We start from the raw sequence: 22670 nt of genomic DNA, 5'->3' as shown, positions 1-22670 counted from the left end.
AGCCGATTAACACAGATTTTTCCTTACGAAGCATTCTGCAATCGATCTACCTCACGAATGTGCTCAAATAGCATATACGAGCGGATTGCTGTCTCTAAATGAAGCTGGTCCGGTTCTTTGGTCGTGCTGTATTTTTGAAAGAAAGCCGACAGCTTATAAAGAAAACCGAAATATTTACGCACGTGACGATCCCCGAGCATGCCAACAAGCATTCCTGCTACTCCGCATGCGACGCTCCATTCTAAAGGTAAAAAGAATACAGACAAAATGAATCCTGTAAAAAACCACACGACCAGATTCGTCGAGCAACCGTCATTCACGATATTTGCCCGTTGAATCTCATTCAGTGCTGCTAGCGACTTCTTCCCTCCATAGCTAAACACTTTATGTTCTGCACCGTGAAATTTTTTCATCTTTTTCGGAAAGACGAAGTGAAAGCCTGCAATGTATACAGCTACCCACATCGGATCGAGGATGGCCCAGTCAGCCTTCACGATCGCTGCCAGTACATAACCAGCAAGCAGGAGATGAAACAATTGATAGTACCACGGGAAGGAGAAAAATATTCGATACCAGAGCTTCCCTATCGTTTTCACTGTGATTTTTTCCGCCCACATATGAATCACGCCGTCTTTTACTTCCGCGCAAGCCAGCACATTTCGATCATGAAAAAGCACACCGCGTCCAAAAGACATCCCCATAATCATCTCGTTAGCTATTCTCCTTCCGCCCTAATGTCGTTATAATAGGTTGAGTTGTACGCAGAATGAAGGAGGTTTCACAATTGATCCGCATGGTTCCAACTACACCATTAACACCTTTACACGATCCATGGGAGCCGTTGTTCAATGCGACACCCCCCGCCTATAAACTTACCAGCGTCGAGTTTACTGTAACGAATCTGTGCAATCTCCGCTGTGAGCATTGCGCGGTTGGTGATACATTGCGATACAAAGACGATCCCGCACTCCCTGTTGATCTCATACTTCGTCGTCTCGATGAAGCAAAAGATCTGCTTACTCTCAGTATAACAGGCGGCGAACCGATGTACAGCGAGCGCACCGTGAAAACTGTGATCGCACCTATTCTCCAATATGCAGCAGATCGTGGGCTGCGGACGCAAATCAACTCCAACATGTCCATGCCATTTTCTCGGTATGAGTTGATCCTGCCTTACATCGATGTCATGCATATTTCATGGAACTGGTCTACTCCCGAAGAATTCCATGATATTGTTTACGCAAAAGCAGGGCAGCCGGTTTCAATTAAAAGAGCGGAAACACAATTTCATGAGATGATGGAAAATGCACGCAAGCTCTCGGAGGCAGGTGTATTTGTCTCAGCCGAAACGATGCTGAATCATCGCACATGGACAAAGCTCGATACTCTCCACCGTCAAATTCAGGAGATGGGCAGCAAGCGACATGAGGTACACCCGATGTATGCGAGTGATTTTGCCCGCGATCTGGATGTCCTTTCGCTCGATGAGCTCCGTCAAGCCATTCATCGGATGCTCGATGTACGTAATGAAGATTTGTGGATGCTTTTCGGGACGCTTCCGTTTTTCGCTTGTAGTTCTGAAGCAGCAGACAGGGAATTGATCAGCAGACTGCGCACTGCGAAAAATGTGACGACTCGCAATGATCCAGATGGTCGCAATCGTCTAAACATCAACATTTTCACCGGTGATGTCATCGTGACCGATTTCGGGGATGTGGAGCCATTGGGCAATATTCAAACCAATCAGCTCCAGTCGATGTTTGAAAAATGGCAAGGACACACGCTGAATCAGAAGATCAATTGCTTCTGCCCTGCTGCTGGATGTGCAGGACCGAACCTGCTCGTTGCTAATACTTACTATCAGGAGACTGATTTTACTCTGAGAAAAGCACTCGTCTAATGGGGCACACTAGGGCGTGAGGTGATCTACCATGAGCAGACGCAAACGCCCTCTTGTCCCCGAGGCAAGAAAAGGACTGGACGCCCTGAAAGCGCAGGTTGCACACGTTGCTGATCCTGCGCAGGCCAAATTCGAGGTCGCAGAAGAAATTCATGTCCCATTGCAGCCCGGCTACAATGGACAGTTAACCTCTCACGATGCGGGTCGAATCGGAGGACGCTTGGGCGGCAGTATGGTCAAAGAGATGGTTCGGATGGCAATGGAAGGTATGAATAAAAAACCGTAATCCTATTGTTTGGGAACCCCGCTATTTGTTGAACGCGAATGGCGGGGTTCTTTGTCGAGTAATCGAGTATGGCCAAGTCGGACACTGGCTATCAAACTGATTCCAATCAGAATCAAACCAGTGATAAAGACGTCGTGCAAAGCTTCACTAAACACCAGTCCTGCCCGCATCCGCCATTCTACGATGCTCCCAAACACACTCACTCCAATCGTCCCCCCAATGGAACGAAATAATTGCGATGTCGACATAGCAACACCCCGATCTTGCAGTTTGACAGCGCTGTGTGCTGCTGTACCCAGTGCCGGATAGATTGCCCCCATGCCTAGACCTGTGACAATCATGTAAATAACGAGCTGTACGTTGGTTGTCTCTCCATCCATCGTGCTTAGAAGGAAGAAGCCTATCGACATGATGAGTAAGCTGGGAATCAGAATCGCCCGAAATGAAGCTTTTGCCATCCATCTTCCCCCAATCGTCGAAGAAATCGCTGCGGACAGCATGAGTGGGACTAAAAGAAATCCAGCCTCTGAGGGACTCGCACCGCGTACCCCTTGGACGAACAGAGGGACATATGCGATTGCACCGAACAAAGCGGCACTCACAAAGAATCCTGCGACATTTCCATATCCAATGGCCGGAATGCGAAATAGGGAAAGCGGAAGCAGAGGCTCCTTTGCTTTGGTTTCAATCCAGATGAACAAGCCAAGTAATAACGTACCTGCTCCCCCTAATCCGATCTTGTATTCCCTCCCTTCCATGAAAAGGGACAGCAGGATGAGAATGATGGCTGCACTCAAGCTAGTCGTCCCCAACCAATCAATCACAGGCTTCTTATCGTAGTGCCGCTGATCACGAAAGGCTAGGGCAATGATCAAAAAGGCAACGATACCGATAGGAAGGTTGATAAAGAAAATCCATCCCCACGGCAGATGCTCCACGATCATTCCTCCCAACGAGGGACCAAATATACTCGTCATGGCAAAGACAGCTCCGAAAAGTCCTTGAAATTTACCTCTCTTTTCGGGTGGATACAGTTCACCCACAATGATGAATGCAACCGGCATTAATGCCCCAGCTCCCAAACCTTGAACTCCTCTCGCTGCAATAAGACCCGTCATGGAATTCGCCATGCCGCACAGGAGAGATCCTACAAGAAACACAAACAACCCGATCACATACATTTTTCTCGCTCCAAACAAGTCCGCCATTTTCCCATAAATGGGCATGCTCGTGGTCGATGTGAGCATATAAATCGCGAACACCCAGCTATAAAGAGATAAACCCCCCAGCTCTTTCGTAATTGTCGGCATGGCTGTTGAGACAATTGTCTGATCCAACGCTGACAAGACTAACCCCATTAGCACTCCACCCGTGACTAAGCCTACGCGACGCTTTTCCTTTTCCATCTCCATCGCACTCCCCTTTTTGAAGTAGTTAACAGCTCCAAAAATATAAGGGAATTTCCGGAAAAAGAGTAGACTTTTTCTTTCTGATGAGTTATTCTGATGATAGAGTCTGCCCCTAGGAATTACGAATGAACTATAAATAAAAACCGCCTCCATTACGGACGCGGTTTTTTTGTTTTGCCATTCATCTCAGCTTGTCGAGCTTTTTGGCACTTGCCTTACGAGGTCCAAGCATCGCCTTACCTATGTCGCCCACTTTGTTTACAGAGTCAAAAACTTGGTCGATCACATCCACCAGTTCCCGAATCTGCACTACTTTTCCATAGACGCCCATGAAATGGTGTCGGACGTTTTTTCCATTTAACCCTAGCATGGGTGCACCTCCTCTTAATCCTCTCGTATCACTTTATGCAGGATCAAGCGAAGAGGAAATTGCCAAATGCGGAAAATTATTTGCCCTCCATCCAGCTGCTTAACGTGGACGAGGCGTGGCGGTCGGACGTGGGCGCGGAGGTTGTGTCGGCGTAGTGGCCCGCTCCAGACGAGTGACACGGTTCTCCAACCGATCTACTCGATTATCCAGCCTGCGATAGTCTTCGCGCAGCGCATCTACTCGATTCTCCAGTCGATTCAGACGACGCTCGACATCCCCACCAGGAGCTGGTGTCGGCGTAATTGGGATGTACAAATTTTGACCAACGTAAATGTAGTAGGGATAGGGGACATTATTCACACGGATCAATTCCTGAACAGATACACCAAAACGAGCCGCAATGCTGTTTAGCGTATCTCCCGAACGGACTACATAGTTCACGAATCTCACTCCTTTTTTCTGTGATCATTCGCTATTAACCTATGCCCGCCCTGGTACACGCGCAATAAACCAATACCCATTTTGGCTAAAAATAGTCAAACACCCAGTACAAACGCCGTTACAATCCTGAAAGAGCAAGGCTCAGCCCCATCACTTTGAATAGACAGACACACCCTCAAGAAACACTTCTTCAACTTGCTTCAATCCCTCTATCTCTTGTAATGGATCACCTTTTACCACAAGCAAATCTGCAAAATAACCTGGCGCTAACGTCCCAATCTTACTTCCTTGGTCCAGCACCTCAGCAGCGTTTTGGGTAGCAGCCTGGATCGCACGAATTGGCTCCATCCCCAGCTCCACCATCAGCTTGATTTCCTCTGCCACAGGCGTAATTGGATAGCCTTCCAATACGATATCCGTACCCGTAGCGATTTTTACGCCTGTATTCATCAATTGTACGAAGTTCTCGCGATACGCCTTTTCCGATTCGATGAAAAAGGCTCCCTGCTCGATAATCTCTTCACTCAAGATGCCTTGATTCGCCTGTTGCTGCTCATTCCAAATATGCTTGTAATAATCAGCAATCTGGAAGAAGGTAACCATAGTCGGTACCCATACCAGTCCTTTTTCTTTCATCTGCTCTGCTTGTTCAACGGTCATAAACGTCGCGTGCTCGATCGTATCAAATCCCGCATCAATCGCCATCTGGATCGCCGGTTGGAGCGAGGCATGTACACAGCATTTTCGTCCCAAGCGATGAGATTCATCAACCGCCGCATCCAGCTCCTCTTGTGTGAACTCCGGCGTTGGTGTACGATGGCTCGTCATGAGCTTGATCCAGTCTGCCCCTGCTCTCACTTGTTCACGTACGGCTGTCCGCACGTCCCACGGACCATTTGCCTCTCGCAGGGCACCCTCTAATTGCCAGCCGTGCCCCCCGGTCATAATAATCCCTCGGTTTACCTGAAAAAGACGAGGGGAAACAATGAAGCCGTTCTTGGCTGCCAGCTTCAACGTACTACACAATCCATCCGGTGCTGCCACATCACGGATCGTCGTAACCCCCAAGGAAAGTGCCTCTTTCAAATTCGCTGTCGCCAGTAAAGCCACAAGTCCGTTGTTGTTGCGATACTCAGCGGAGTCTGGTTTGCTCCACCAATACCCGATGTGAACATGTAAATCGATCAAGCCTGGCAAAATGGAGCATCCGCTGTACCGCTTTACCTCTCCTTCCGATATGGAATCCGTAAGCTCCGCTTCTGTTCCCACTGCTACAATCTTTCCTCGCTCATCAATCCCGACAGCGCCTTGTTCGATGACATGCTCTCCATCTCCAATAATGACGCGATCAGCAATCAACCATTTCATTTCTGTCCCCCCTATCAAAAATGAAAATCCATCTGTCCGCAATCGTGGTTAGTTCCTCGAAAGTTCATCATCTATCCGACTATTTCCTTCTCCTCTCCCACCTAGTTTGAAAAAAAAAAGCCTCCGGCAGCACGTGAAGTGCGCCAGAGGCTTTCGTGTTACATTCCTTATTTAAATACAGGTGCTGCAAACTGAGCCAATTTTTCTGCGGAAGACTTTTCCACATCCGCATGCAAGCTGTTGCCATGAGAATCCATGGTGACGATTGCTGCGAAGCCTTTTACGCGCAGATGCCACATCGCTTCTGGAATACCGAATTCCATGAAGTCGACACCTTCAACTTTTTCCAAGCATTCTGCATAATACTGAGCAGCTCCACCAATCGCATTTAAGTACACAGCGCCATGCTCGTTCAATGCTTTCAGGGTTTTCGCACCCATTCCGCCTTTTCCGATAACAGCACGGATTCCAAATTTCTTGATGATTTCGCCTTGGTACGGCTCCTCGCGAATGGAGGTAGTCGGACCAGCCGCTTTTACATGCCACTCGCCTGCTTCGTCCTTCAGCATGACTGGACCGCAGTGGTAGATGATGCCACCGTTCAGGTCCACTGGACAGTCATGATCCATCAGGTAGCTATGCAGGGCATCGCGTCCTGTGTGCATTTCACCATTGATAATGACCACATCGCCCACTCGTAGGCTGCGGATTTGTTCTTCGGAGATTGGCGCTTGCAGAACAACCTCTCTGCGCTTTTCGCCCGCATCGTCCGTAGCTGCTACAGGTGACAGGTCCATCGCCACTTCTTCGTCTTTATAGAGGTAACGGAGGATTTCGCCAGTCTCCGGATTCAGGCGAACACCTTGACGGCGGAATGCCCAGCAGTTGTACGCAACAGATACGAAGAAGCTCGCTGGCAGGCGGTTTTCCACGCCGATTTTACAGCCCAAGAGAGTCGAATTACCACCAAAGCCCATGGTCCCGATTCCGAGTTGGTTCGCTGTTTCCATGATGTAGTCTTCCAAAGCAGCCAGATCAGCAATTGGATTCACATCGTCCACTTTGCGGAACAATTGATGCTTTGCCAGTGCATAACCGGAGGTGCGATCGCCACCGATTCCTACGCCGATAAAGCCGGCACTACAGCCTTGTCCTTGCGCTTGATATACCGCATGCAGAATGCACTTGCGAATACCATCCAGGTTGCGGCCCACTTTGCCCAGACCTTCAAGCTCACAAGGCAGGGAGTACTGGATATTCTTGTTCTCACAGCCGCCGCCTTTGAGAATCAGCTTGATTTCAATTTCATTCTCTTCCCATTGCTCAAAGTGAATGACAGGAGTACCTGGTCCGAGGTTGTCCCCTGTGTTTGTACCCGTCAAGGAATCTACGGAGTTGGAACGCAGCTTACCTGTTTTGGTTGCTTCTGCAATCATTTCTTTGATTGCTTGCTTAATGATCAGCTGGTTGACCCCAACCGGAGTTTTCACTTCGAATGTAGGCATCCCCGTATCTTGACAGATCGGAGAAACATTTTCTTCTGCCATGACGACGTTTTGCGCAATCGTAGACAAAGACAGCGCTGCACGTGTGCCAAGATCCTCTTTCACTTTAGCTGCATTGACGGCACGACGCACGTCTGGTGGTAGATTCGTAGAAGTATCCGTGATGAGTTCCAGAATGCTTTGCTTCAAGTTTTCCATCTATGACGCCCCTTTTGACGTAGTGGTGTAAATGGTAGCATAAACCGCCTATTATTATAGCACACGCTCCCCCACCTGTCCGTAGATTGCTGCCCAAAGAGTGTGTGAAACATTCCGTAAACGTGCGTCGTCTTATTACCGACAGCAAATTTTGGCAAGAAGCAGATATGAGGGGGATTAATATGAAAAGAACATTTGCCGGGCTTCTCGCCTCTGTGATGGTGGTGACCGCTATACCCTTCCTGTTCACGACAGGTACAATTGCGGAGCCAACCGTTCAAGCCGCAGCAACTACAGAAGAGTTGCCAGTAGTCGGTTCCTATGCGGAGCTAAAAAAGCTCATCCAATCATCTGACTTGGATAGCTATCATTACGGCACCTTGGAAACGACTGCCGCTATGCCAGTAGCCGCACCTAGCACAGCCAACAAAGTAGCGGACACTTCCGGCGGCGCTGCTCGCGGTGATTTTTCCACAACGAACACACAAGTGCAGGGCGTCGATGAAGCAGATATCGTCAAATCAGACGGGACTTATCTTTATCAATCCACGCAAAATGAAGTACGCATCATTAAAGCGTATCCAGCGACCGAGATGAAGGTCGCAAGCCGTATCAGCTATGACAATGGAAAATTCGTACCACAAGAAATGTACGTAGACGATCGCAGACTCATCGTCATCGGGCAAGCGGATGAGAACATCTCCTATCCTCCTGGTCCCGTTTCCAAAAGAGGCATCCCCCGTTTCCAAAGCATGCAGTCCGTGAAAACCATGATCTACGATATTACGGACAAAAAACAACCTCGGCTCATTCGTCAACTGGAGCTGGAAGGCCAGTACATGTCGTCCCGCAAAATTGGCGCGAGCTTGTACGTGACAGCCAACCATTACATGGATGTGTATCGTATTATGCAAGAGAAAGCAGAAGTGCCAGGCCCAACATATAAAGACAGCGCCCATCATAACCAATATCAAACCATTCCCTACAGCGAGATTCGTTACTTCCCGGATCATTTTCGTCCAGAATACCTGATCGTCACTGGCGTGAATCTGGATGACTCGAAACAAAAGATGTCACTGAATACGTACCTTGGCGCAGGTGAGAACATCTATGCATCCACCAAAAATCTGTATGTAGCCGTCACCCAGAACAATGCCCAGCCAGTAGCCGTTAAGCAAAAAGGAGTGACAGCTCCTTTGATTGCCCCTCCCATTGAGGCAGACACAACCATTTATCGATTTGCCATGAATAAGGGTGACATTCGGTTTACAGGAAAAGGGTCAGTGCCTGGACGCATTCTCAACCAGTTTTCCATGGATGAAAACGACGGTTATTTCCGAATCGCCACCACGAGCGGGAACATGTGGAGGGACGATGAGCTTACGTCCAAAAACAACTTGTATGTACTGGACAATAAACTTGAAGTATTTGGGAAGCTGGAAGGCATCGCTCCAGGAGAACGCATTTATTCAGTCCGTTTCATGGGAGATCGTGCCTACATGGTCACCTTCAAAAAAGTCGACCCGCTGTTCGTTCTCGATCTGAAGAAGCCTTCTGCACCAAGCGTACTAGGTGCCCTGAAAATTCCAGGTTACAGCGACTATTTACACCCGTATGATGAAAACCATATCATCGGTTTTGGCAAAGACGCAGAATCAGATAAAGAATGGGCGTACTACCAAGGGATGAAAGTTGCCCTCTTTGACGTCAGTGATGTAACGAAACCGAAGGAAAAGTTCAAGACTGTGATCGGGGACAGAGGAACGGATTCCGAGCTATTGCGCAATCACAAGGCTCTGCTGTTTTCCAAAGAAAAAAATCTGCTCGCCTTTCCTGTATCCGTCCACGAACGTACGGCTGAACAAAAAGCCAAAAACGATATGCGCGAGTATGGCCACTTTACTTTCCAAGGTGCCTACGTCTATCAGCTTGATCTACAAAAAGGGTTTCAGCTGAGAGATCAGATCACCCATCTGTCGAAGGAAGATGTTGCGAAAGCAGGCGAAGGCTGGTACGACAGCTCCAGTAACATTAAGCGGATACTCACGATTGGCGACACACTCTATACCGTTTCAGACGATTACGTCAAAACTCAGCAGCTCTCTGCATCCAAAAAAGAGAATATCTTGCCATTGGCGAAATAGCGGTAATGCTCTGTCATGCGGACAGGTTCTGTGCTAAGATGGGTTAATAGAAGCAGCGTATATAGAGAGGGTGTCACTACGTGGAGTATTTGAGTTTTAATTTGACATCAACGCTGGCAGGGATTGCGGCTGTGCTGTTGGTTATGTTTATTCGCCTGCACTGGCCCTTCCGCTTTCAGTACATGGCCAATCTATTCAAACGTCGTTTGAATATTCGATTGCGCTGGCTGGAGGCTTCCTATCGGAAGAACCGTTCCCGTGCTGTCGCTATGCTGGATAAATCAACCCATGAGATCATGCTTGGCAATTATGAAATGGCCGAAAAATATATCGTTCAAGGAATCAACGTCTGCAAGGAACGACCAACGTTATTCAATCAAGCGATGATACACTACTTGTTTTACAACCTGGCGATCGTTTACTATTCCTCCGAACGATACAACGAATCATTGGAAGTGGCGTTTCGTATTTACCAGCGTGATCAGGGAATGACTGATTCCTTAGCGCTTATTGCCTGCTCGCACGCACGTCTGGGTGAAGTGGAGAGTGCGATAGAAGCTTACCAGCTGATCGCAAGCAAACGATCGGCAAAAGACTGGAAGCTCTTCTGCTTGGCAGAGATTGAAGCTGCCAAAGGAAATTATGAGCGAGCCCTTTCCTATCTGAAACAATTGATGGACAAATCAGCTAGTCTTGTGCATCTGAATCACTCCGTACTGGAAAAACGCTTGGAAGAGTGGAAAAAAGCCTCTACACAAGCCAGCTAATCGATTGACGACCGCACATTGCTTTATGTGTGCGGTTTTTATTTTCCGCTTCCCGTAACGCTGCTCTATGCACAGTCGTATTACTATCAAGAAAGTGAGGTATTTTTCATGAAAAAATTCAATGTATCTATACTTGCTGCCTCAGCACTTGTACTCGGTCTCGCTGTAGCGGGCTGTACACCTGGAAAAGATTCTGCATTCTCTGCGGATAACCCTGTTGCCAAAATCGGTAATGTGACAATTACGCAAGAGCAAATGTACGACAAATTGAAAAAAGATGCTGGTAAGCGTGTCATGGCTGATATCATCACCTTGGAGCTGTACAAACAGGAAGGCGATGCACGAGGAATTACTGTAACCGATCAAGAACTCGATGCACGTGTGAACCCAGTCAAAGAAAAATTGGGATCACCTGAAAGATTCCAACAGTATTTGAAGGATAAGCAAATGACTGAGCAAGAGCTCCGTGAAGGCGTGCGCGCTGTTATGTTGCGGGACAAGCTGTTCGAGAAGGATAACCCGATCACCGAAGAGCAAATCAAAGAATACTATGAGAAAAACAAAGATAAGTTCGAGGGAACATTTGAAGAAGCTCGCCCGAAAGTAATCGAAAAAGTAAAATCCAGAAACAAACGAAATAATATGGATAAATGGATCGAAGAATTGTATAAAAAGCATAACGTCCAAATCATGGATAAAGATTTAGAAAGTGAAAAACAAGTGGGTGAAGAAGAAGAAACAACTCCCTCCAGCAAGTAATGCAAAAAGACTTGTGCGAGCCGTCAATGCGCGGCACACAAGTCTTTTTTTGTTACGGACGAGCAATCGCAATCAACTCTTGCAAAAACTCCTTAATTTCGCCATGAAGAATGGGGCCATGACCAGTAGCTAAATACTCAATGGGCCAATCCTGCAAAATCTCCAAGCCCTCTGTAAACTCCGCCGCTCGCTCTGGTTCACGCGCTACCCATTGCTTCAATTGTTCTTGATAAGCTGCCCGGCAGTCCACTTCTCCGCCAACGATTTGGCCGAGTTCTGTGTTTTCAAAGCACAAATGATCGCCAACAAAGCATATTTTCGACTGGGGATCAAAGAAGGCAACTGAGCCTTCTGTATGAAAAGAAAGCTGTCGGAAACGCAGGGACGGTAGATCTCCCCCACTACCTGTAAACGTATGGCCGAATAGCGTCTGTGAAAAATCATCCAGTTCGTAATAATCGTCGAGGTGAATCCAATTGTTACGAGAAGGGAACATATCGGCATTTCCAATATGATCAGCATGTCGATGAGTGAAGTAGACATATTCCGTTCGATCTGGCTTGACCCCGATCTCTTCCAACGCCTGTTGAAAAAATGAGCGTTGCTTGCGCTGGTGAGAATCAATCAATACAAAGGCATTCCCTTGTTTGATCACATAGCTGTTCACGTAGCTATTCCACGCTTCCTCATAGGTGATGATCGCCCAGGTGGAGTCTGTGATTGGTGCAATCACATTGTTCATGCCTCCATCTCTCCTCTCCTCCCAGATACCATTTCTTATTGTTATTATACACAATCATGCACAACCGTGCTGACTCGTGCCCAAACTTATCCAACACACTACACAATCACACAGGGGCCTCTTCCCCTAAGCTGACCCAAGATCTTCCTTGCGAGCGTTGAATGTGAACAGGTACACCGAAAAAGCTTGTCAGACGTTCAGGCGTTAGGACCTCATCTGTTTTTCCAGCCTGGTCAACTTCCCCCGCTTTTAGCAGCAAAGTATGCGTGAAGCAAGGCAAAATTTCTTCGATGTGATGGGTGACATAAATGAGAGTGGGTCCGTTAGGCTGCTTGGCGATTTGTTCAATCATGGCCAACAGCTGTTCTCTTGATAGCAGGTCCAGTCCAGTGCAAGGCTCGTCTAGAATGAGTAAGCGAGGGGAAGCCATCAATGCGCGAGCAATCAGTACTTTTTGTCTCTCCCCTTGCGATAAAGCGGCAAAAGGTCTGTTTTTCAATGCACGACATCCAAATGTATCGAGCAAATCCGACGCTTTCTCTACGTCCGCCTCTTCAGGAACGGAATACAAGCCGATGGTTGCCTCCCGTCCACTCAAGACGACACGGAGTGCGGTTTCATGCTCATGAAGCTGTGCCATCAACGCCGTGCTTACCCAGCCGATTGATTTACGCACCTCGCGCAAGTCCACGGTTCCGTAAAGGTTGCCTAATACACTGACCTCCCCCTTTGTCGGCCACACATAACCACAAATGATCTTCAACAGACTGGTTTTACCAGAGCCGTTTAACCCGACTAAACACCAATGCTCCTTGTCTTGCACTTGCCAGGCAATGTCTCGCAGAATGGTTGTTTCATCTCTTTGCCAGGTAACCTTTCTTACATCAATGATCATACTCTCTCCACTCCTGCCGTTGTATGTGCAAAGAACCTCCATGGCATATGGAAGCACACGGAGGCCCTAACCCAAAAACAGTTTCGTTAAAATTTACCTTGAATCTTGAAGACAATCTCCGCAAACAACGTAGCGAAGAGGAACGTGCCAGTAAAGACGACGAGAGACACGACTACGATACGCCAGCTAAGCTGTTTGAATAGATGTACATCTTTTCCGAGTGACAGACCTGCATAGGCGAGAATCGGTGTGGCCAATGCTAGCAGATTGATCTTGGCAATCGCAGCAGCCGTATATTCATTCCCTGGGAAAAACGGGGATGTCGCAAGCATCGCAAACAAAGAAATCCATACAATGACGGGAGATTTGAAAGGCAGGATGCGCGTGAATCCCATTCCAATCAACGTAATGACCGCCAAAAGCAAAATACCTGGCAAAGAGTCCATGATTGGAACTTTATAACCGATCCAGTTACCGATGAGAGCAATGAAGCCAATAATAAAAATCGTCAAGATTTGATTCATGCGCTTTTTCTCCCCCCTTCTGCTCCAGAAGAAGCGCTTTTGCGTCCAATGATAGGCTCAAGCCATGCGTACAGCTTTTGTGTAACCGGCAAGGAGAAGAAGATACATACGTACGTTCCGACGATACTCATCATCAAGTTTGCCGCTCCGGAATAAAAGGCAATGTCCTTTTGCGCTTCCGGGAAAATAACAGCCAATGAGCCTGTTGCTGCAGCCATCATACTACCAGAACCAACTGCGGCTCCCATCGCCAGTGAAATCGGGTGAAACAACCCGCTGCTACCTAAAATACTTGCAAGTATCGACATATAAATAGCACCAAACAAGGTTCCGCAAATATATACGCCCAGCGCGCCGCGAGCTTCGGCAGAGTTTGCTCCAAACTTGTCTACAATGATCGCCAAGTTTGGCTCGCGGTCGAGAGAATAAGTCGCCCCAATTGCTTCACGCTTCAGACCCAGCCACAATGCGATAGGCAGACCAAGTGCAATTGTCCCTACAATGTGTCCCATCTCTTGTACAACCAACGATACACCAGAGCCGAGAAGCTTAGGAAGCTCAGGACCGATATTGGCTCCCAGCTTCGCAATAAAGATCAAAAACGAAACACCCAAAATATTGGCTGCGACGTTCATTTCTTTTTCACTCAAGAATTTAAACTTAGGCCAACTGATTGCCCCGCCTAAAACGAGCGCGTAAAGCATCGGAAACAGAGCGATAACCCCGATGCCAATACTGATTTTTTTTGTCCCGATAAATTCTGTCAATGCGACGAGAATAAGTACGAGAAAATGCAGCTTGTACTCATTGACGCGTGCCTCTGCCATACAACATCCCCCTCATTCTATCTGCCTCTACGCCATGACCACTTTTTGAGCTGCCCGAACAAACAATTCCACGCCGCGTACCATTGCATCCTCATCAAAATCAAAGCGAGGATGATGGTGCGGATACGTGAAGCCTTTGTCTGGATTGCCAGCACCCAATTGAATAAAACAGCCTGGAGCTTTTTTCAAATACTCAGAGAAATCTTCACCCGGCATCAAAGGATCAATGTAAATAATCTCTTCTTCTCCCCAACGCTCGCGGATCGTATCCTCCATCAGCTTCGTCACCTGCTTATCGTTGACAACCGAAGTGTAGCCATGCGAGAACGTGAATTCATAACTTGCGCCATGCGCTTCGGTAATTCCTTTGACAATTCGTTCAATCCACATCGGAATATTTTGGCGAATCTGTGCATCGAAGCAGCGTGTGGAGCCTGTCAGCGTCATCGAATCTGGAATGATGTTATAAGCTGTCCCTGCATTCAGCATCGTCACCGAAATAACGACCTTGTCCAACGCACTCACATTGCGAGAGACAATTTGTTGTAGGCCAGTAATAACCTGTGCCCCAATGACGATCGGGTCAACAGATGCCTCTGGTTGCGAGGAGTGCCCGCCTTTTCCTTGAATCTTGATATCGAAGCGATCTGTCGATGAAGTAAGTGCCCCGTAAAGTACACCAAATTTCCCTACAGGCATGTACGATGCCAAATGAATACCGATGATCGAATCCAGTCCGTCCGCTGCACCAGCTTTTACGATTTCAGCAGCCCCACCCGGCGGCAGCTCCTCGGCATGCTGGAAGAAGAAACGAACCTCACCTTTGATTTGATCCTTGTACTGGGACAAAATTTTTGCGGCTCCCAACAGCATCGCTGTATGACCGTCATGTCCGCACGCGTGCATCACGCCAGTTTTCCCTGATGCATATGGCACATCATTTTCTTCATGGATCGGAAGAGCATCAATGTCAGCGCGAATGCCAAGAACTTTTCCTGGCTGTGATCCGATTAGTCGAGCGACCACGCTCGTTTTGGTTGGCCGCGAAAGCTCCAAATTCCCGAAAGATTCCAACGTTTCGTAAATAAATTGAGACGTCTTTTCCTCTTCAAACGACAATTCTGGATGCTGATGGAGATATCGTCGCCATGAGATGACCTGCTCAGCTACTTCATCCGCCCATTTCTTCGTTTCCAAACTCACACAATCACTCCTCTTTTTGCTTTATCCCTCAACATTTTCCGAGTCAGTTAAGTTTAGCTAAAAAAAATATCGTTTTGTGAATTCTATCACGGAACAATAAAAATAACAAATGTCCATTCCACAAGGACAAGGCTGTCGAATCCACATTTGTAGCTGTCTATTTATTTGTTATTTTAGAATTTTCCACCGATAATGTCCATGTAAAATATACTATTTGTAACAATAAAAAGATTTATACTACTTGAGTGGGAGCTTTTCTTTAGAAAAGCTCTTGTCCTATTCCACATTTATTGCAAAAACGACAAAGCGATTCGAAAACTGCCCCAGCCACATTTCTCCATCCCCTACCATCACGCCTTGATCATTGACAAACGTATCAGTTACCTTTTGTTGTAAAAACGCTTCCCTTACCTTCTCTGTCATGATTTGATCGTACTCTTCCAAAAATTGCTGTTCATCTCGGATAAACTGACTTTTTCCGTCTTTGTTCACTCGCAGTGGATACCTGACATGCTTGACTACTTCTATCTTGTCACTATTTTTGACCGCTTCTTGAAGTTTTTCAAAAAAGGCTTCGAATGCGCCTGCATTTGTAATACCCGCGACTTCATACCGATTCGAGGAATTTCCTTCACGCACATATTTGTTATACCCACTCACCAGTGGAACCAAGCTCGTTTCTTGTGCCATCAGCACGATTCCCATTGTTAGTAGCAGCCATCTCATCTTTTTCATCGCCTACCTCCCATCTGTATTGCTATTTCCTTCCTACTGATAGCTTTTCGTCCTCTGCCATTCGTTATGCAAAACCGTCCTTCACAAAAAAACCCCCTATGCCAATACTGACATAAGGGTGGCCCTACACATTCCGTGAGCCAGAGCTTCTTTTCCATTAGGATTCTCGAAATTTTGCTTCCCGACGTTTAATGTCTTCCTCTGAATTGCCCAGCGCGGCCTGCGGGCCCTTGAAATGCTTCCGGTAATAAGCCAAATCCATGACCAGAAGCACCAAAAACATGGCGATCAAGGCATACCCAGCTGTTTGATTGGGGGGAATCACCATCATAATCGAAATGAAGACAATCCAAATCAGGCTCAACACATTAATGGGTTTACTCCAGTTCCCTAGATGCCAAGGACCGTAATGCTTCCGCCGAAAAAGTCCCCGCGATTCCGCCCGGAGCTTGAGGTACAACGGAATCCCGTAAGCGACATATAACCCAACGACACTTACCGCCGTCAGAAATGCCAAGGTCGTATACGACGTGTTCGGATTGATGCTTTTCACGATGTAATCGAACAAGGCAAGCGCAAAGGAAAGAATGATAACCAGCCAAATTGCTTTTGCCGGCGTTCTGTATTTGGTCGAGATTTCTGCCCACTGATGGCTCCACGGCATTCCTTTGTCACGCGAAAACGCATACAACATTCGCGAAAAGGATGTAATCGATGCCAAGCCACAGAACCACATCGCAAAGGTGACGAGCCACAGCACAACGGAACCAAATGTGCCACCTAATGCTTCACTAATCACATAAATAAATGCATTTTCCGCTTCACTTGCAGCCGCTGCGTTTTTGATGGATAAAGTGACAAAAGCAAGCATGATAAATCCAAAAATAAAGGAAAAGGCCACAGACGTATAAATCCCCCAAGCAGCACGAACCCGTGGATTAATCGTTTCTTCAATCGTATGCGCCGAAGCATCATAGCCAGTAAATGTCCACTGCGCCTGTAACAATCCAATCAAAAAAGCAACCGCGTACGGTTTGTCTGAAAAGGTTTGACCGACTTGGAAGAGGTAATCAAGCGGTTGCAAATCATGACGGGAGAAAAAAACGAGACTTCCGACGAGTATGACAACGACGCCAATATGGTACCAAGCAGAGAAATCGTTTAACCGGGCAACGAGTCGAATTCCAATATGGTTAAACGTACCGTGCAAAAGGAGTGTAATCCCGAACAGAATTAACGTAGTCGTTTCCGTTGAGGTATAGCCAAACGCACTCGCGAGCAGCGGGTCCGCAAACAAAGAGAACGAATAGTCAATACCTGCGACAATCCCGATTTGGCCGATGAGATTGATCCACGCTGTGTACCAGCCCCACCGTTTGCTGCCTAAAATAGCTGCCCAATGATACAACGCTCCGGCTGTTGGGATCGCAGATGCGAGCTCAGACATCGATGCTGCTATGAGGATGACGAATAACGCGACCAAGGTCCATCCGAAGCCCATCATGCCAGAACCGCCATACAGTAATCCGTGCCCATACAAGGATACTGCACCTGTCAAAATAGAGATAATCGAAAATGAGATCGCAAAGTTCGAAAAGCCACCCATATCCCTCAGTAATTCCTGCGCATAACCAAACTTGTTCAGGTCTCTCTTGTCCTCGAGCAATTGCTGTTCTTTTTCCTGCTGCATTTCGTTATCCCTCCCTCTCTGCTTGGGAACCGATAAAACTCTCATGCGCGCTTTCATCAAAGTGCCGGACGCTTTCGTTTGCCCGATACCCAATGGCAATTGCAACTCCAATGGTAAACAGCAATAAGATGACACCTAGAGCTAGCATTCTCTCCCTCCTTTCGTCCTAGATGCAATTCCTTGACAAGTTAGCAGGAATAGTACATTTTACGTGCCATTTTGACAGCTATACCACCTCATTCGGCTGGCAGAAGCAAAACAAAAGAGCAACTCATGAGAGCTGCTCCTCTTGTTTAACTAACGCCTTTTTGGGCTTGCAAATAAAGCGCTACGTCTTCACTCGGTAACGGTCTGCTGAATAAATAGCCTTGCACTTCTTCACACAGATGCTCCTGCAAAAACGCAAGCTCCTCCTTTGTCTCGACCCCTTCTGCAATTACATGCAGTTGCAAATGATGAATTGCTTCAGTTCCTTAAGTGCCTGTGTGGCGCGCTGGACGTCAATCATGCTGCTTTCTGTGATTTCCAGCTCCAAGTGTTCCGGTGCTAACCCTGTCTGGTGCAGAATCTCAGCGATCATCAGGGTAAAATCTTGTTTGAGGAATTGTCGTGCAGATAGATTGACGGCTACCCGAAGCGGCATGAGTCCCTGGTCTTGCCATTGCTTGTTCTGCTTGCAGGCCGTCCGTAGCGTTCACTGCTTGCTCCAGATTCGGTACGTACAGGTGGAAACTGTTCTTTCCTTTGTCTTTGGCTGCATACATCGCCGCATCTGCGTTCCGCATCAAGACACTTCTGTCTTGCCCATCCTCTGGATATCGAGAAATCCCGATACTTGTCGTTATGTACAGCTCGTGTTCTACCGAAGTCTGCTCACGAGGAACGTCCGCATTTTTACGGGTTGTAGGCGTGCCTGTGACATTCTCCCATCTTATCCGTTTTATAATTCTCTGGCAAGAAGTCGACGCCGTCCCCGTTTTGGAGATACTACAAAGGAATGCTGCTGCAAAGGAGGGAGATTTCCTTGATCCGTATGGGCTATGCCTGCATCAGTGTAAAGACGAAAAACAATCCAAACAAAAAAACGACAGTTGCCCAAGTAAATAAATTAGATCCCCCAGCTCGATTAAAAAAGCTGCGGCAAGTTATGCAGGCAAACTTTTTTAATTTAATGGATTTGCTTGCTTATAATGTAGAAAATAAGATCTTTTTGTATCGGCTTCCTTCTGAATTTGTTCCACTGGCTACTCATCCAGTAGCCGCTGAATGGGATTGGGCAAAGGAATTCGCATGGGACTTCCAAAAAGCTGGGAATTATATCCGCAATCATGGCATTCGTTTGACAGCTCATCCCGGACATTACAGCATATTGAACAGTGACAAGCCTTCTGTGCTGGAAGCGACCATTGCCGATTTTTCCTACCATGCAAAAGTGTTTGATTTACTGGGGCTCGACGATAATTCTGTCTTGGTGACACATGTGGGAGGGGTATACGAAGATAAAGCCTCTTCTCTTGCTCGTTTTGCATCCAACTTCGAGCAGCTTCCTGAAAACGTCAAACGTCGTTTAGTCGTGGAAAACGATGACACTTCTTTTACCATGCGCGAGGTACTAGAGCTGTGCGAACGGATCGGTGTGCCGATGGTGCTCGATATTCACCACCACAACTGCCATTCTGATGGCGAAGATTGGACAGAATACCTTCCACGAATTATTCAAACCTGGGGAGAACGCACACCGAAGATGCACATGTCCTCGCCTAAGTCAGCAAATGACTTTCGCGCTCATGCTGACGATATTGATCCAGAGGCGTTCCTTACATTTGTCAGTGCGCTAGCGGATTACAATGTGGACATCATCTTGGAATGTAAAAACAAAGATGATGCCCTCCTTACTTTAAGGCGCGAATTAAAGAAAAAAGGAGTCGCTGTTGAAGCATTTACGAATTGAGTATGGAAAAGGACGCCGCTTAATTAGCTGGCGTCCTTCCTCATGCGCTTCAAAATGAACATCCGCAGTCACACCCACGCCCTCGTCTATGATCTCGTCTATGTCGATAATGGTATCCGGAGGAGGAGCTACTGCCACCCGAGGATGAAGATGATGAACCTCGACCAAAGGAACTGCTACCGTCATTCCATAATTGGCAACGATCATGATAATGATGCATTCTTCGTTCATGATGCTTGTAATGTTTGCGGTATTCCATGTATTTGCGGCGATTTTCACGATGCTCCTCGCATTTGTGGCGGAAATACTCCATCCGATCCATATGGAACTGGAATTTGAACAGGTACAGCTCCAGCTCCCTTCCTATGTTTTCATTCGGTCGAGCATTCGGCCTGATGTTTGGTCTGATATTTGGTCTGATATTCGGTCTTAGATTTGGCATCATATTTGGACTTTCATTCGGCCGCACATTTGGTCTGACATTCGGTCTGACATTTGGTCTGACATTTGGTCCGACATTTGGTCTCATGTTTGGACTTTCGTTTGGCCTTACGTTCGGTCGCACATTTGGTCTCATGTTTGGACTCTCATTCGGTCGCACATTTGGCCTCATGTTTGGACTCTCATTTGGTCTCACATTGGGTCTGACATTTGGCCTCAGGTTTGGGCTCTCATTAGGCCTTACATTCGGTGAAGCGTTAGGCATCGGATTTGCCGGAATCCGGTTCGGTGGCATTGGCATTGGATTTGGCTTAAGATTTGGTGGCATTGGATTGGACGGTTTATTAGGTGGCATCGGATTCGCTGGCATCCGATTTGGTGGCATCACGTTTGGCACGTTCGGGTTAGCCAGATTGGGAGCAGGCATGATCGGTTTTTGCGGCATTGGGCGCGCAGGAATAGAATGATTCGGATTGATTGGACTTTCCGACTTGGGCTTTTCAGGAGAAGGCTTCATAGGTGACGGCATCGATGGAGACGGTAATGGCATCGCTGAAGAAGGCGGTTTTGGCATTTCTTTAGGACGCCTTGGGATTGCGGTAGGCATAGGCGGCATCTTACGTCGCTTTTCCACGGAATTCTACACGTCCTTTCGGATGAACTAACACAGTACATGGTATGACATTTATCCAACTCAAGAGACGACTCTCGCCCAGTTTTAAAAAATGGACTAAGCCCGTTTTTTACTCTTTAGGGTAGCCGCCGTGACAAGATCATCTTGACTGCACGTAGGCATTTGATACAATGATAGCAATAGCTAAAATAATCAGACAGTTGCACATGAACGAAAGTGAGGAAGAACGTATGCCGCGACGAATGCAGGCTTACACGTTTTTATCCAATCACATACATGCTCTCGAGCGAGGGGTTAGGAGATAGTATCCTAACCCCTCGCTCTTTTCGTTCTCTGCTCTGCTAAAGGAGGAAATTACAGATGAATCAGCAAGTAAACGTTGTAAAAGTAGATGGGGATCAATTGCGTATCGAAGATGTTGTTTCCATTGCAAGAAGCGCCACTCACATCCAATTAACGGAAGAAGCATTGCATCGGGTTCGTGCTTCACGTGCCATGGTGGAGAGAATGGTATCACAGCAGGAAGTCGTATACGGAATCACTACTGGCTTCGGAAAATTTTCCGATGTCATGATCCACGATGAGGACGTAAGCAAGCTGCAAGAAAACTTAATTATGAGTCATGCCTGCGGGATGGGCGACCCTTATGCCGTTGAAGTTGTCCGTGCGATGATGGCATTGCGCATCAATGCGTTGGCAAAGGGGTATTCAGGAATTCGGGAAGAAACATTGCTTCAGCTAGTAGAACTATGCAATCGCGGGGTCCATCCGATCATTCCTCAACAAGGTTCCCTTGGTGCAAGCGGCGACCTGGCACCTCTCGCTCATATGGTACTAGTCATGCTCGGCAAAGGTGAAGCTCTCGTCAATGGCAAGCGGCTATCCGGTAAAGAAGCACTGAGCGAAGTGGGCCTATCCCCTATTCGACTCGAGGCAAAAGAAGGTCTGGCTCTGATTAACGGTACACAGGCTATGACCGCACAGCTTTGCCTCGCCTTGTATGATTCGCGAGTTCTACTGGAAAGCGCGGAATTGATTGCGGCGATGACGATTGAAGCGCTGCGTGGAATTCCAAAAGCCTTCGATCCACAGCTCCATCTCGTCCGCCCGCATCCAGGACAGCAGGAATCAGCGAAGCGTTTGCTCCAGCACTTATCTGGCAGCAAACGAACTACTGGACAGGGTGAGCTACGCGTCCAAGATCCATACAGCCTTCGTTGCCTCCCGCAAGTGCACGGTGCAACTCGTGATACGCTTGAGTATGTATGGACTACGGTTACACGCGAATGCAATAGCGTTACCGATAACCCTATTCTTTTCACAGAAACAGGCGATGTCATCTCCGGCGGGAATTTTCATGGTCAGCCAATGGCATTCGCAGCTGATTTTCTTGCCATTGCCATAGCTGAGCTAGCAAATATTTCTGAAAGACGCACAGAACGTCTCGTCAATCCGCAGCTAAGTGGTCTTCCCGGATTCTTAACCGAAAATGGCGGACTCCATTCTGGATTTATGATTACGCAATATGTAGCCGCTTCCATTGTTTCTGAAAACAAAGTGCTCTGCCATCCGGCATCAGTCGATTCGATCCCGTCATCTGCCAATCAGGAGGACCATGTCAGCATGGGTACGACTTCTGCTCGCAAGCTTCGCACGATCGTATCAAACGTCACCAAGGTGCTTGCTATCGAATATTTGGCAGCAGCTCAAGCTATCGATTTTGGTTCGGGAGATCTCGGAACAGGGACAGCACGAGCCTATGAAGAGTTGCGCCGGGTGATTCCCCGCCTGCATGAAGACCGCGAAATGCACCCTGACCTCGTAAAGGCAGAAGAGCTGATCCACCAAGGGACACTCGCGTTTGTGACGGAATAATCGTTC

General features: G+C 47.5%; 27 protein-coding genes. 9 read left to right on the top strand and 18 right to left on the bottom strand.

Features of this window, described 5'->3' with window-relative positions:
* Positions 1-23: 23 nt before the first annotated feature.
* The gene (locus HPY31_RS00415; RefSeq protein WP_172137591.1) at positions 24-707 is read right to left on the bottom strand and encodes a DUF1385 domain-containing protein; all 684 of its coding nucleotides are present in this window, start codon (positions 705-707) and stop codon (positions 24-26) included.
* Between the two features lie 77 nt (positions 708-784).
* Here HPY31_RS00415 and yfkAB point away from each other — a divergent pair, with 77 nt between their 5' ends.
* Together yfkAB and HPY31_RS00405 are read left to right on the top strand one after the other, a co-directional pair.
* Positions 785-1900 (top strand): radical SAM/CxCxxxxC motif protein YfkAB, encoded by a 1116-nt coding sequence (gene yfkAB / locus HPY31_RS00410; RefSeq protein WP_172137589.1) that lies wholly within the window; start codon positions 785-787, stop codon positions 1898-1900.
* Between the two features lie 31 nt (positions 1901-1931).
* Positions 1932-2186 carry an alpha/beta-type small acid-soluble spore protein gene (locus tag HPY31_RS00405; RefSeq protein ID WP_012685866.1) on the top strand — a complete coding sequence of 85 codons (255 nt, stop codon included), beginning with the start codon at positions 1932-1934 and terminating at the stop codon, positions 2184-2186.
* Positions 2187-2188: 2 nt separating this feature from the next.
* Here HPY31_RS00405 and HPY31_RS00400 read toward each other — a convergent pair whose 3' ends face one another.
* The 5 genes from HPY31_RS00400 to HPY31_RS00380 all read right to left on the bottom strand — a co-directional run bounded on the left by HPY31_RS00400 (position 2189) and on the right by HPY31_RS00380 (position 7477).
* Entirely contained in the window at positions 2189-3598 is a 1410-nt protein-coding gene (locus HPY31_RS00400; protein WP_172137587.1) for an MDR family MFS transporter, read from the bottom strand.
* A gap of 178 nt (positions 3599-3776) precedes the next feature.
* Positions 3777-3965, bottom strand: a complete 189-nt coding sequence (locus HPY31_RS00395; protein ID WP_007724315.1) for a hypothetical protein — start codon at positions 3963-3965, stop codon at positions 3777-3779.
* Positions 3966-4064: 99 nt separating this feature from the next.
* On the bottom strand, positions 4065-4406 hold the full coding sequence (locus HPY31_RS00390) for a LysM peptidoglycan-binding domain-containing protein (protein WP_172137586.1): 342 nt from the start codon (positions 4404-4406) through the stop codon (positions 4065-4067).
* Positions 4407-4556: 150 nt separating this feature from the next.
* Positions 4557-5774 carry a metal-dependent hydrolase family protein gene (locus tag HPY31_RS00385; protein WP_172137584.1) on the bottom strand — a complete coding sequence of 406 codons (1218 nt, stop codon included), beginning with the start codon at positions 5772-5774 and terminating at the stop codon, positions 4557-4559.
* Positions 5775-5941: 167 nt separating this feature from the next.
* A complete protein-coding gene (locus HPY31_RS00380) occupies positions 5942-7477 on the bottom strand; it encodes a fumarate hydratase (protein ID WP_016739747.1) in 1536 nt (511 codons plus the stop codon).
* A gap of 182 nt (positions 7478-7659) precedes the next feature.
* Here HPY31_RS00380 and HPY31_RS00375 point away from each other — a divergent pair, with 182 nt between their 5' ends.
* The 3 genes from HPY31_RS00375 to HPY31_RS00365 all read left to right on the top strand — a co-directional run bounded on the left by HPY31_RS00375 (position 7660) and on the right by HPY31_RS00365 (position 11147).
* Complete coding sequence (locus HPY31_RS00375) at positions 7660-9621, top strand: beta-propeller domain-containing protein (RefSeq protein WP_172137582.1); 1962 nt, start codon at positions 7660-7662, stop codon at positions 9619-9621.
* Between the two features lie 80 nt (positions 9622-9701).
* Complete coding sequence (locus tag HPY31_RS00370) at positions 9702-10388, top strand: tetratricopeptide repeat protein (RefSeq protein WP_012685860.1); 687 nt, start codon at positions 9702-9704, stop codon at positions 10386-10388.
* 108 nt (positions 10389-10496) lie between these two features.
* On the top strand, positions 10497-11147 hold the full coding sequence (locus tag HPY31_RS00365; protein WP_253901630.1) for a SurA N-terminal domain-containing protein: 651 nt from the start codon (positions 10497-10499) through the stop codon (positions 11145-11147).
* Positions 11148-11199: 52 nt separating this feature from the next.
* On the opposite strand, the gene HPY31_RS00360 is transcribed toward HPY31_RS00365, so the two are convergent.
* The 11 genes from HPY31_RS00360 to HPY31_RS28690 form a co-directional block, all read right to left on the bottom strand.
* Positions 11200-11889 (bottom strand): MBL fold metallo-hydrolase, encoded by a 690-nt coding sequence (locus tag HPY31_RS00360; RefSeq protein WP_016739744.1) that lies wholly within the window; start codon positions 11887-11889, stop codon positions 11200-11202.
* A 106-nt stretch (positions 11890-11995) separates the two neighbouring features.
* On the bottom strand, positions 11996-12784 hold the full coding sequence (locus HPY31_RS00355) for an ABC transporter ATP-binding protein (protein ID WP_172137579.1): 789 nt from the start codon (positions 12782-12784) through the stop codon (positions 11996-11998).
* 86 nt (positions 12785-12870) lie between these two features.
* Positions 12871-13308, bottom strand: coding sequence for a hypothetical protein (locus HPY31_RS00350; protein ID WP_012685856.1), 438 nt, complete (start codon positions 13306-13308; stop codon positions 12871-12873).
* On the bottom strand, positions 13305-14135 hold the full coding sequence (locus HPY31_RS00345; RefSeq protein ID WP_172137577.1) for a DUF3100 domain-containing protein: 831 nt from the start codon (positions 14133-14135) through the stop codon (positions 13305-13307). Before HPY31_RS00345 ends, HPY31_RS00350 begins: the two co-directional genes overlap by 4 nt.
* Positions 14136-14162: 27 nt before the next feature.
* Complete coding sequence (locus tag HPY31_RS00340; protein WP_172137575.1) at positions 14163-15338, bottom strand: amidohydrolase; 1176 nt, start codon at positions 15336-15338, stop codon at positions 14163-14165.
* A gap of 276 nt (positions 15339-15614) precedes the next feature.
* Positions 15615-16073, bottom strand: coding sequence for a hypothetical protein (locus tag HPY31_RS00335; protein WP_172137573.1), 459 nt, complete (start codon positions 16071-16073; stop codon positions 15615-15617).
* A 157-nt stretch (positions 16074-16230) separates the two neighbouring features.
* A complete protein-coding gene (locus HPY31_RS00330; protein ID WP_172137571.1) occupies positions 16231-17763 on the bottom strand; it encodes an amino acid permease in 1533 nt (510 codons plus the stop codon).
* A gap of 4 nt (positions 17764-17767) precedes the next feature.
* Positions 17768-17911, bottom strand: a complete 144-nt coding sequence (locus tag HPY31_RS00325; protein ID WP_012685849.1) for a hypothetical protein — start codon at positions 17909-17911, stop codon at positions 17768-17770.
* A 145-nt stretch (positions 17912-18056) separates the two neighbouring features.
* Positions 18057-18215 (bottom strand): EAL domain-containing protein, encoded by a 159-nt coding sequence (locus HPY31_RS28700; RefSeq protein ID WP_253901629.1) that lies wholly within the window; start codon positions 18213-18215, stop codon positions 18057-18059.
* Positions 18200-18406: an EAL domain-containing protein gene (locus tag HPY31_RS28695; RefSeq protein WP_253901628.1), complete on the bottom strand. Its 207-nt coding sequence runs from the start codon at positions 18404-18406 to the stop codon at positions 18200-18202. The genes HPY31_RS28700 and HPY31_RS28695 overlap by 16 nt, the downstream gene beginning before the upstream one ends.
* Positions 18333-18698, bottom strand: a complete 366-nt coding sequence (locus HPY31_RS28690; RefSeq protein WP_371811669.1) for a diguanylate cyclase domain-containing protein — start codon at positions 18696-18698, stop codon at positions 18333-18335. Before HPY31_RS28690 ends, HPY31_RS28695 begins: the two co-directional genes overlap by 74 nt.
* 89 nt (positions 18699-18787) lie before the next feature.
* On the opposite strand from HPY31_RS28690, the gene uvsE reads away from it, so the two are divergent.
* Complete coding sequence (uvsE, locus tag HPY31_RS00315) at positions 18788-19714, top strand: UV DNA damage repair endonuclease UvsE (RefSeq protein WP_172137569.1); 927 nt, start codon at positions 18788-18790, stop codon at positions 19712-19714.
* Here uvsE and HPY31_RS00310 read toward each other — a convergent pair.
* Positions 19673-19993: a hypothetical protein gene (locus HPY31_RS00310; protein WP_172137567.1), complete on the bottom strand. Its 321-nt coding sequence runs from the start codon at positions 19991-19993 to the stop codon at positions 19673-19675. The two genes, uvsE and HPY31_RS00310, sit on opposite strands and share 42 nt — an antisense overlap.
* A gap of 86 nt (positions 19994-20079) precedes the next feature.
* On the opposite strand from HPY31_RS00310, the gene HPY31_RS00305 reads away from it, so the two are divergent.
* The 3 genes from HPY31_RS00305 (at position 20080) to hutH (ending at position 22664) form a co-directional block, all read left to right on the top strand.
* Positions 20080-20622 carry a hypothetical protein gene (locus HPY31_RS00305; RefSeq protein WP_172137565.1) on the top strand — a complete coding sequence of 181 codons (543 nt, stop codon included), beginning with the start codon at positions 20080-20082 and terminating at the stop codon, positions 20620-20622.
* 6 nt (positions 20623-20628) lie between these two features.
* The gene (locus HPY31_RS00300; RefSeq protein ID WP_016739734.1) at positions 20629-20820 is read left to right on the top strand and encodes a hypothetical protein; all 192 of its coding nucleotides are present in this window, start codon (positions 20629-20631) and stop codon (positions 20818-20820) included.
* Between the two features lie 329 nt (positions 20821-21149).
* Complete coding sequence (gene hutH, locus HPY31_RS00295) at positions 21150-22664, top strand: histidine ammonia-lyase (RefSeq protein ID WP_172137563.1); 1515 nt, start codon at positions 21150-21152, stop codon at positions 22662-22664.
* Positions 22665-22670: the final 6 nt, after the last annotated feature.

It is taken from the genome of Brevibacillus sp. HB1.3, from assembly GCF_013186635.1.
GTDB lineage: Bacteria > Bacillota > Bacilli > Brevibacillales > Brevibacillaceae > Brevibacillus > Brevibacillus brevis_D.
Note: the sequence above shows the minus strand (reverse complement) of the source record. Positions and strands in the feature narration are given on the sequence as shown.

What these genes read in the sequence shown, in the direction of transcription:
- HPY31_RS00360 (WP_016739744.1), bottom strand. Translation starts at nt 11,889, where the DNA reads ATGAACAATGTGATTGCACCAATCACAGACTCCACCTGGGCGATCATC.
- HPY31_RS00335 (WP_172137573.1), bottom strand. Translation starts at nt 16,073, where the DNA reads ATGAAAAAGATGAGATGGCTGCTACTAACAATGGGAATCGTGCTGATG.
- HPY31_RS00375 (WP_172137582.1), top strand. Translation starts at nt 7,660, where the DNA reads ATGAAAAGAACATTTGCCGGGCTTCTCGCCTCTGTGATGGTGGTGACC.
- HPY31_RS00400 (WP_172137587.1), bottom strand. Translation starts at nt 3,598, where the DNA reads ATGGAGATGGAAAAGGAAAAGCGTCGCGTAGGCTTAGTCACGGGTGGA.
- HPY31_RS00330 (WP_172137571.1), bottom strand. Translation starts at nt 17,763, where the DNA reads ATGCAGCAGGAAAAAGAACAGCAATTGCTCGAGGACAAGAGAGACCTG.
- HPY31_RS00385 (WP_172137584.1), bottom strand. Translation starts at nt 5,774, where the DNA reads ATGAAATGGTTGATTGCTGATCGCGTCATTATTGGAGATGGAGAGCAT.
- HPY31_RS00305 (WP_172137565.1), top strand. Translation starts at nt 20,080, where the DNA reads ATGTTTTCATTCGGTCGAGCATTCGGCCTGATGTTTGGTCTGATATTT.
- HPY31_RS00345 (WP_172137577.1), bottom strand. Translation starts at nt 14,135, where the DNA reads ATGGCAGAGGCACGCGTCAATGAGTACAAGCTGCATTTTCTCGTACTT.
- HPY31_RS00355 (WP_172137579.1), bottom strand. Translation starts at nt 12,784, where the DNA reads ATGATCATTGATGTAAGAAAGGTTACCTGGCAAAGAGATGAAACAACC.
- HPY31_RS00365 (WP_253901630.1), top strand. Translation starts at nt 10,497, where the DNA reads ATGAAAAAATTCAATGTATCTATACTTGCTGCCTCAGCACTTGTACTC.
- HPY31_RS00325 (WP_012685849.1), bottom strand. Translation starts at nt 17,911, where the DNA reads ATGCTAGCTCTAGGTGTCATCTTATTGCTGTTTACCATTGGAGTTGCA.
- HPY31_RS00350 (WP_012685856.1), bottom strand. Translation starts at nt 13,308, where the DNA reads ATGAATCAAATCTTGACGATTTTTATTATTGGCTTCATTGCTCTCATC.
- HPY31_RS00405 (WP_012685866.1), top strand. Translation starts at nt 1,932, where the DNA reads ATGAGCAGACGCAAACGCCCTCTTGTCCCCGAGGCAAGAAAAGGACTG.
- HPY31_RS28695 (WP_253901628.1), bottom strand. Translation starts at nt 18,406, where the DNA reads ATGCCGCTTCGGGTAGCCGTCAATCTATCTGCACGACAATTCCTCAAA.
- HPY31_RS00395 (WP_007724315.1), bottom strand. Translation starts at nt 3,965, where the DNA reads ATGCTAGGGTTAAATGGAAAAAACGTCCGACACCATTTCATGGGCGTC.
- hutH (WP_172137563.1), top strand. Translation starts at nt 21,150, where the DNA reads ATGAATCAGCAAGTAAACGTTGTAAAAGTAGATGGGGATCAATTGCGT.
- HPY31_RS00380 (WP_016739747.1), bottom strand. Translation starts at nt 7,477, where the DNA reads ATGGAAAACTTGAAGCAAAGCATTCTGGAACTCATCACGGATACTTCT.
- HPY31_RS00415 (WP_172137591.1), bottom strand. Translation starts at nt 707, where the DNA reads ATGATTATGGGGATGTCTTTTGGACGCGGTGTGCTTTTTCATGATCGA.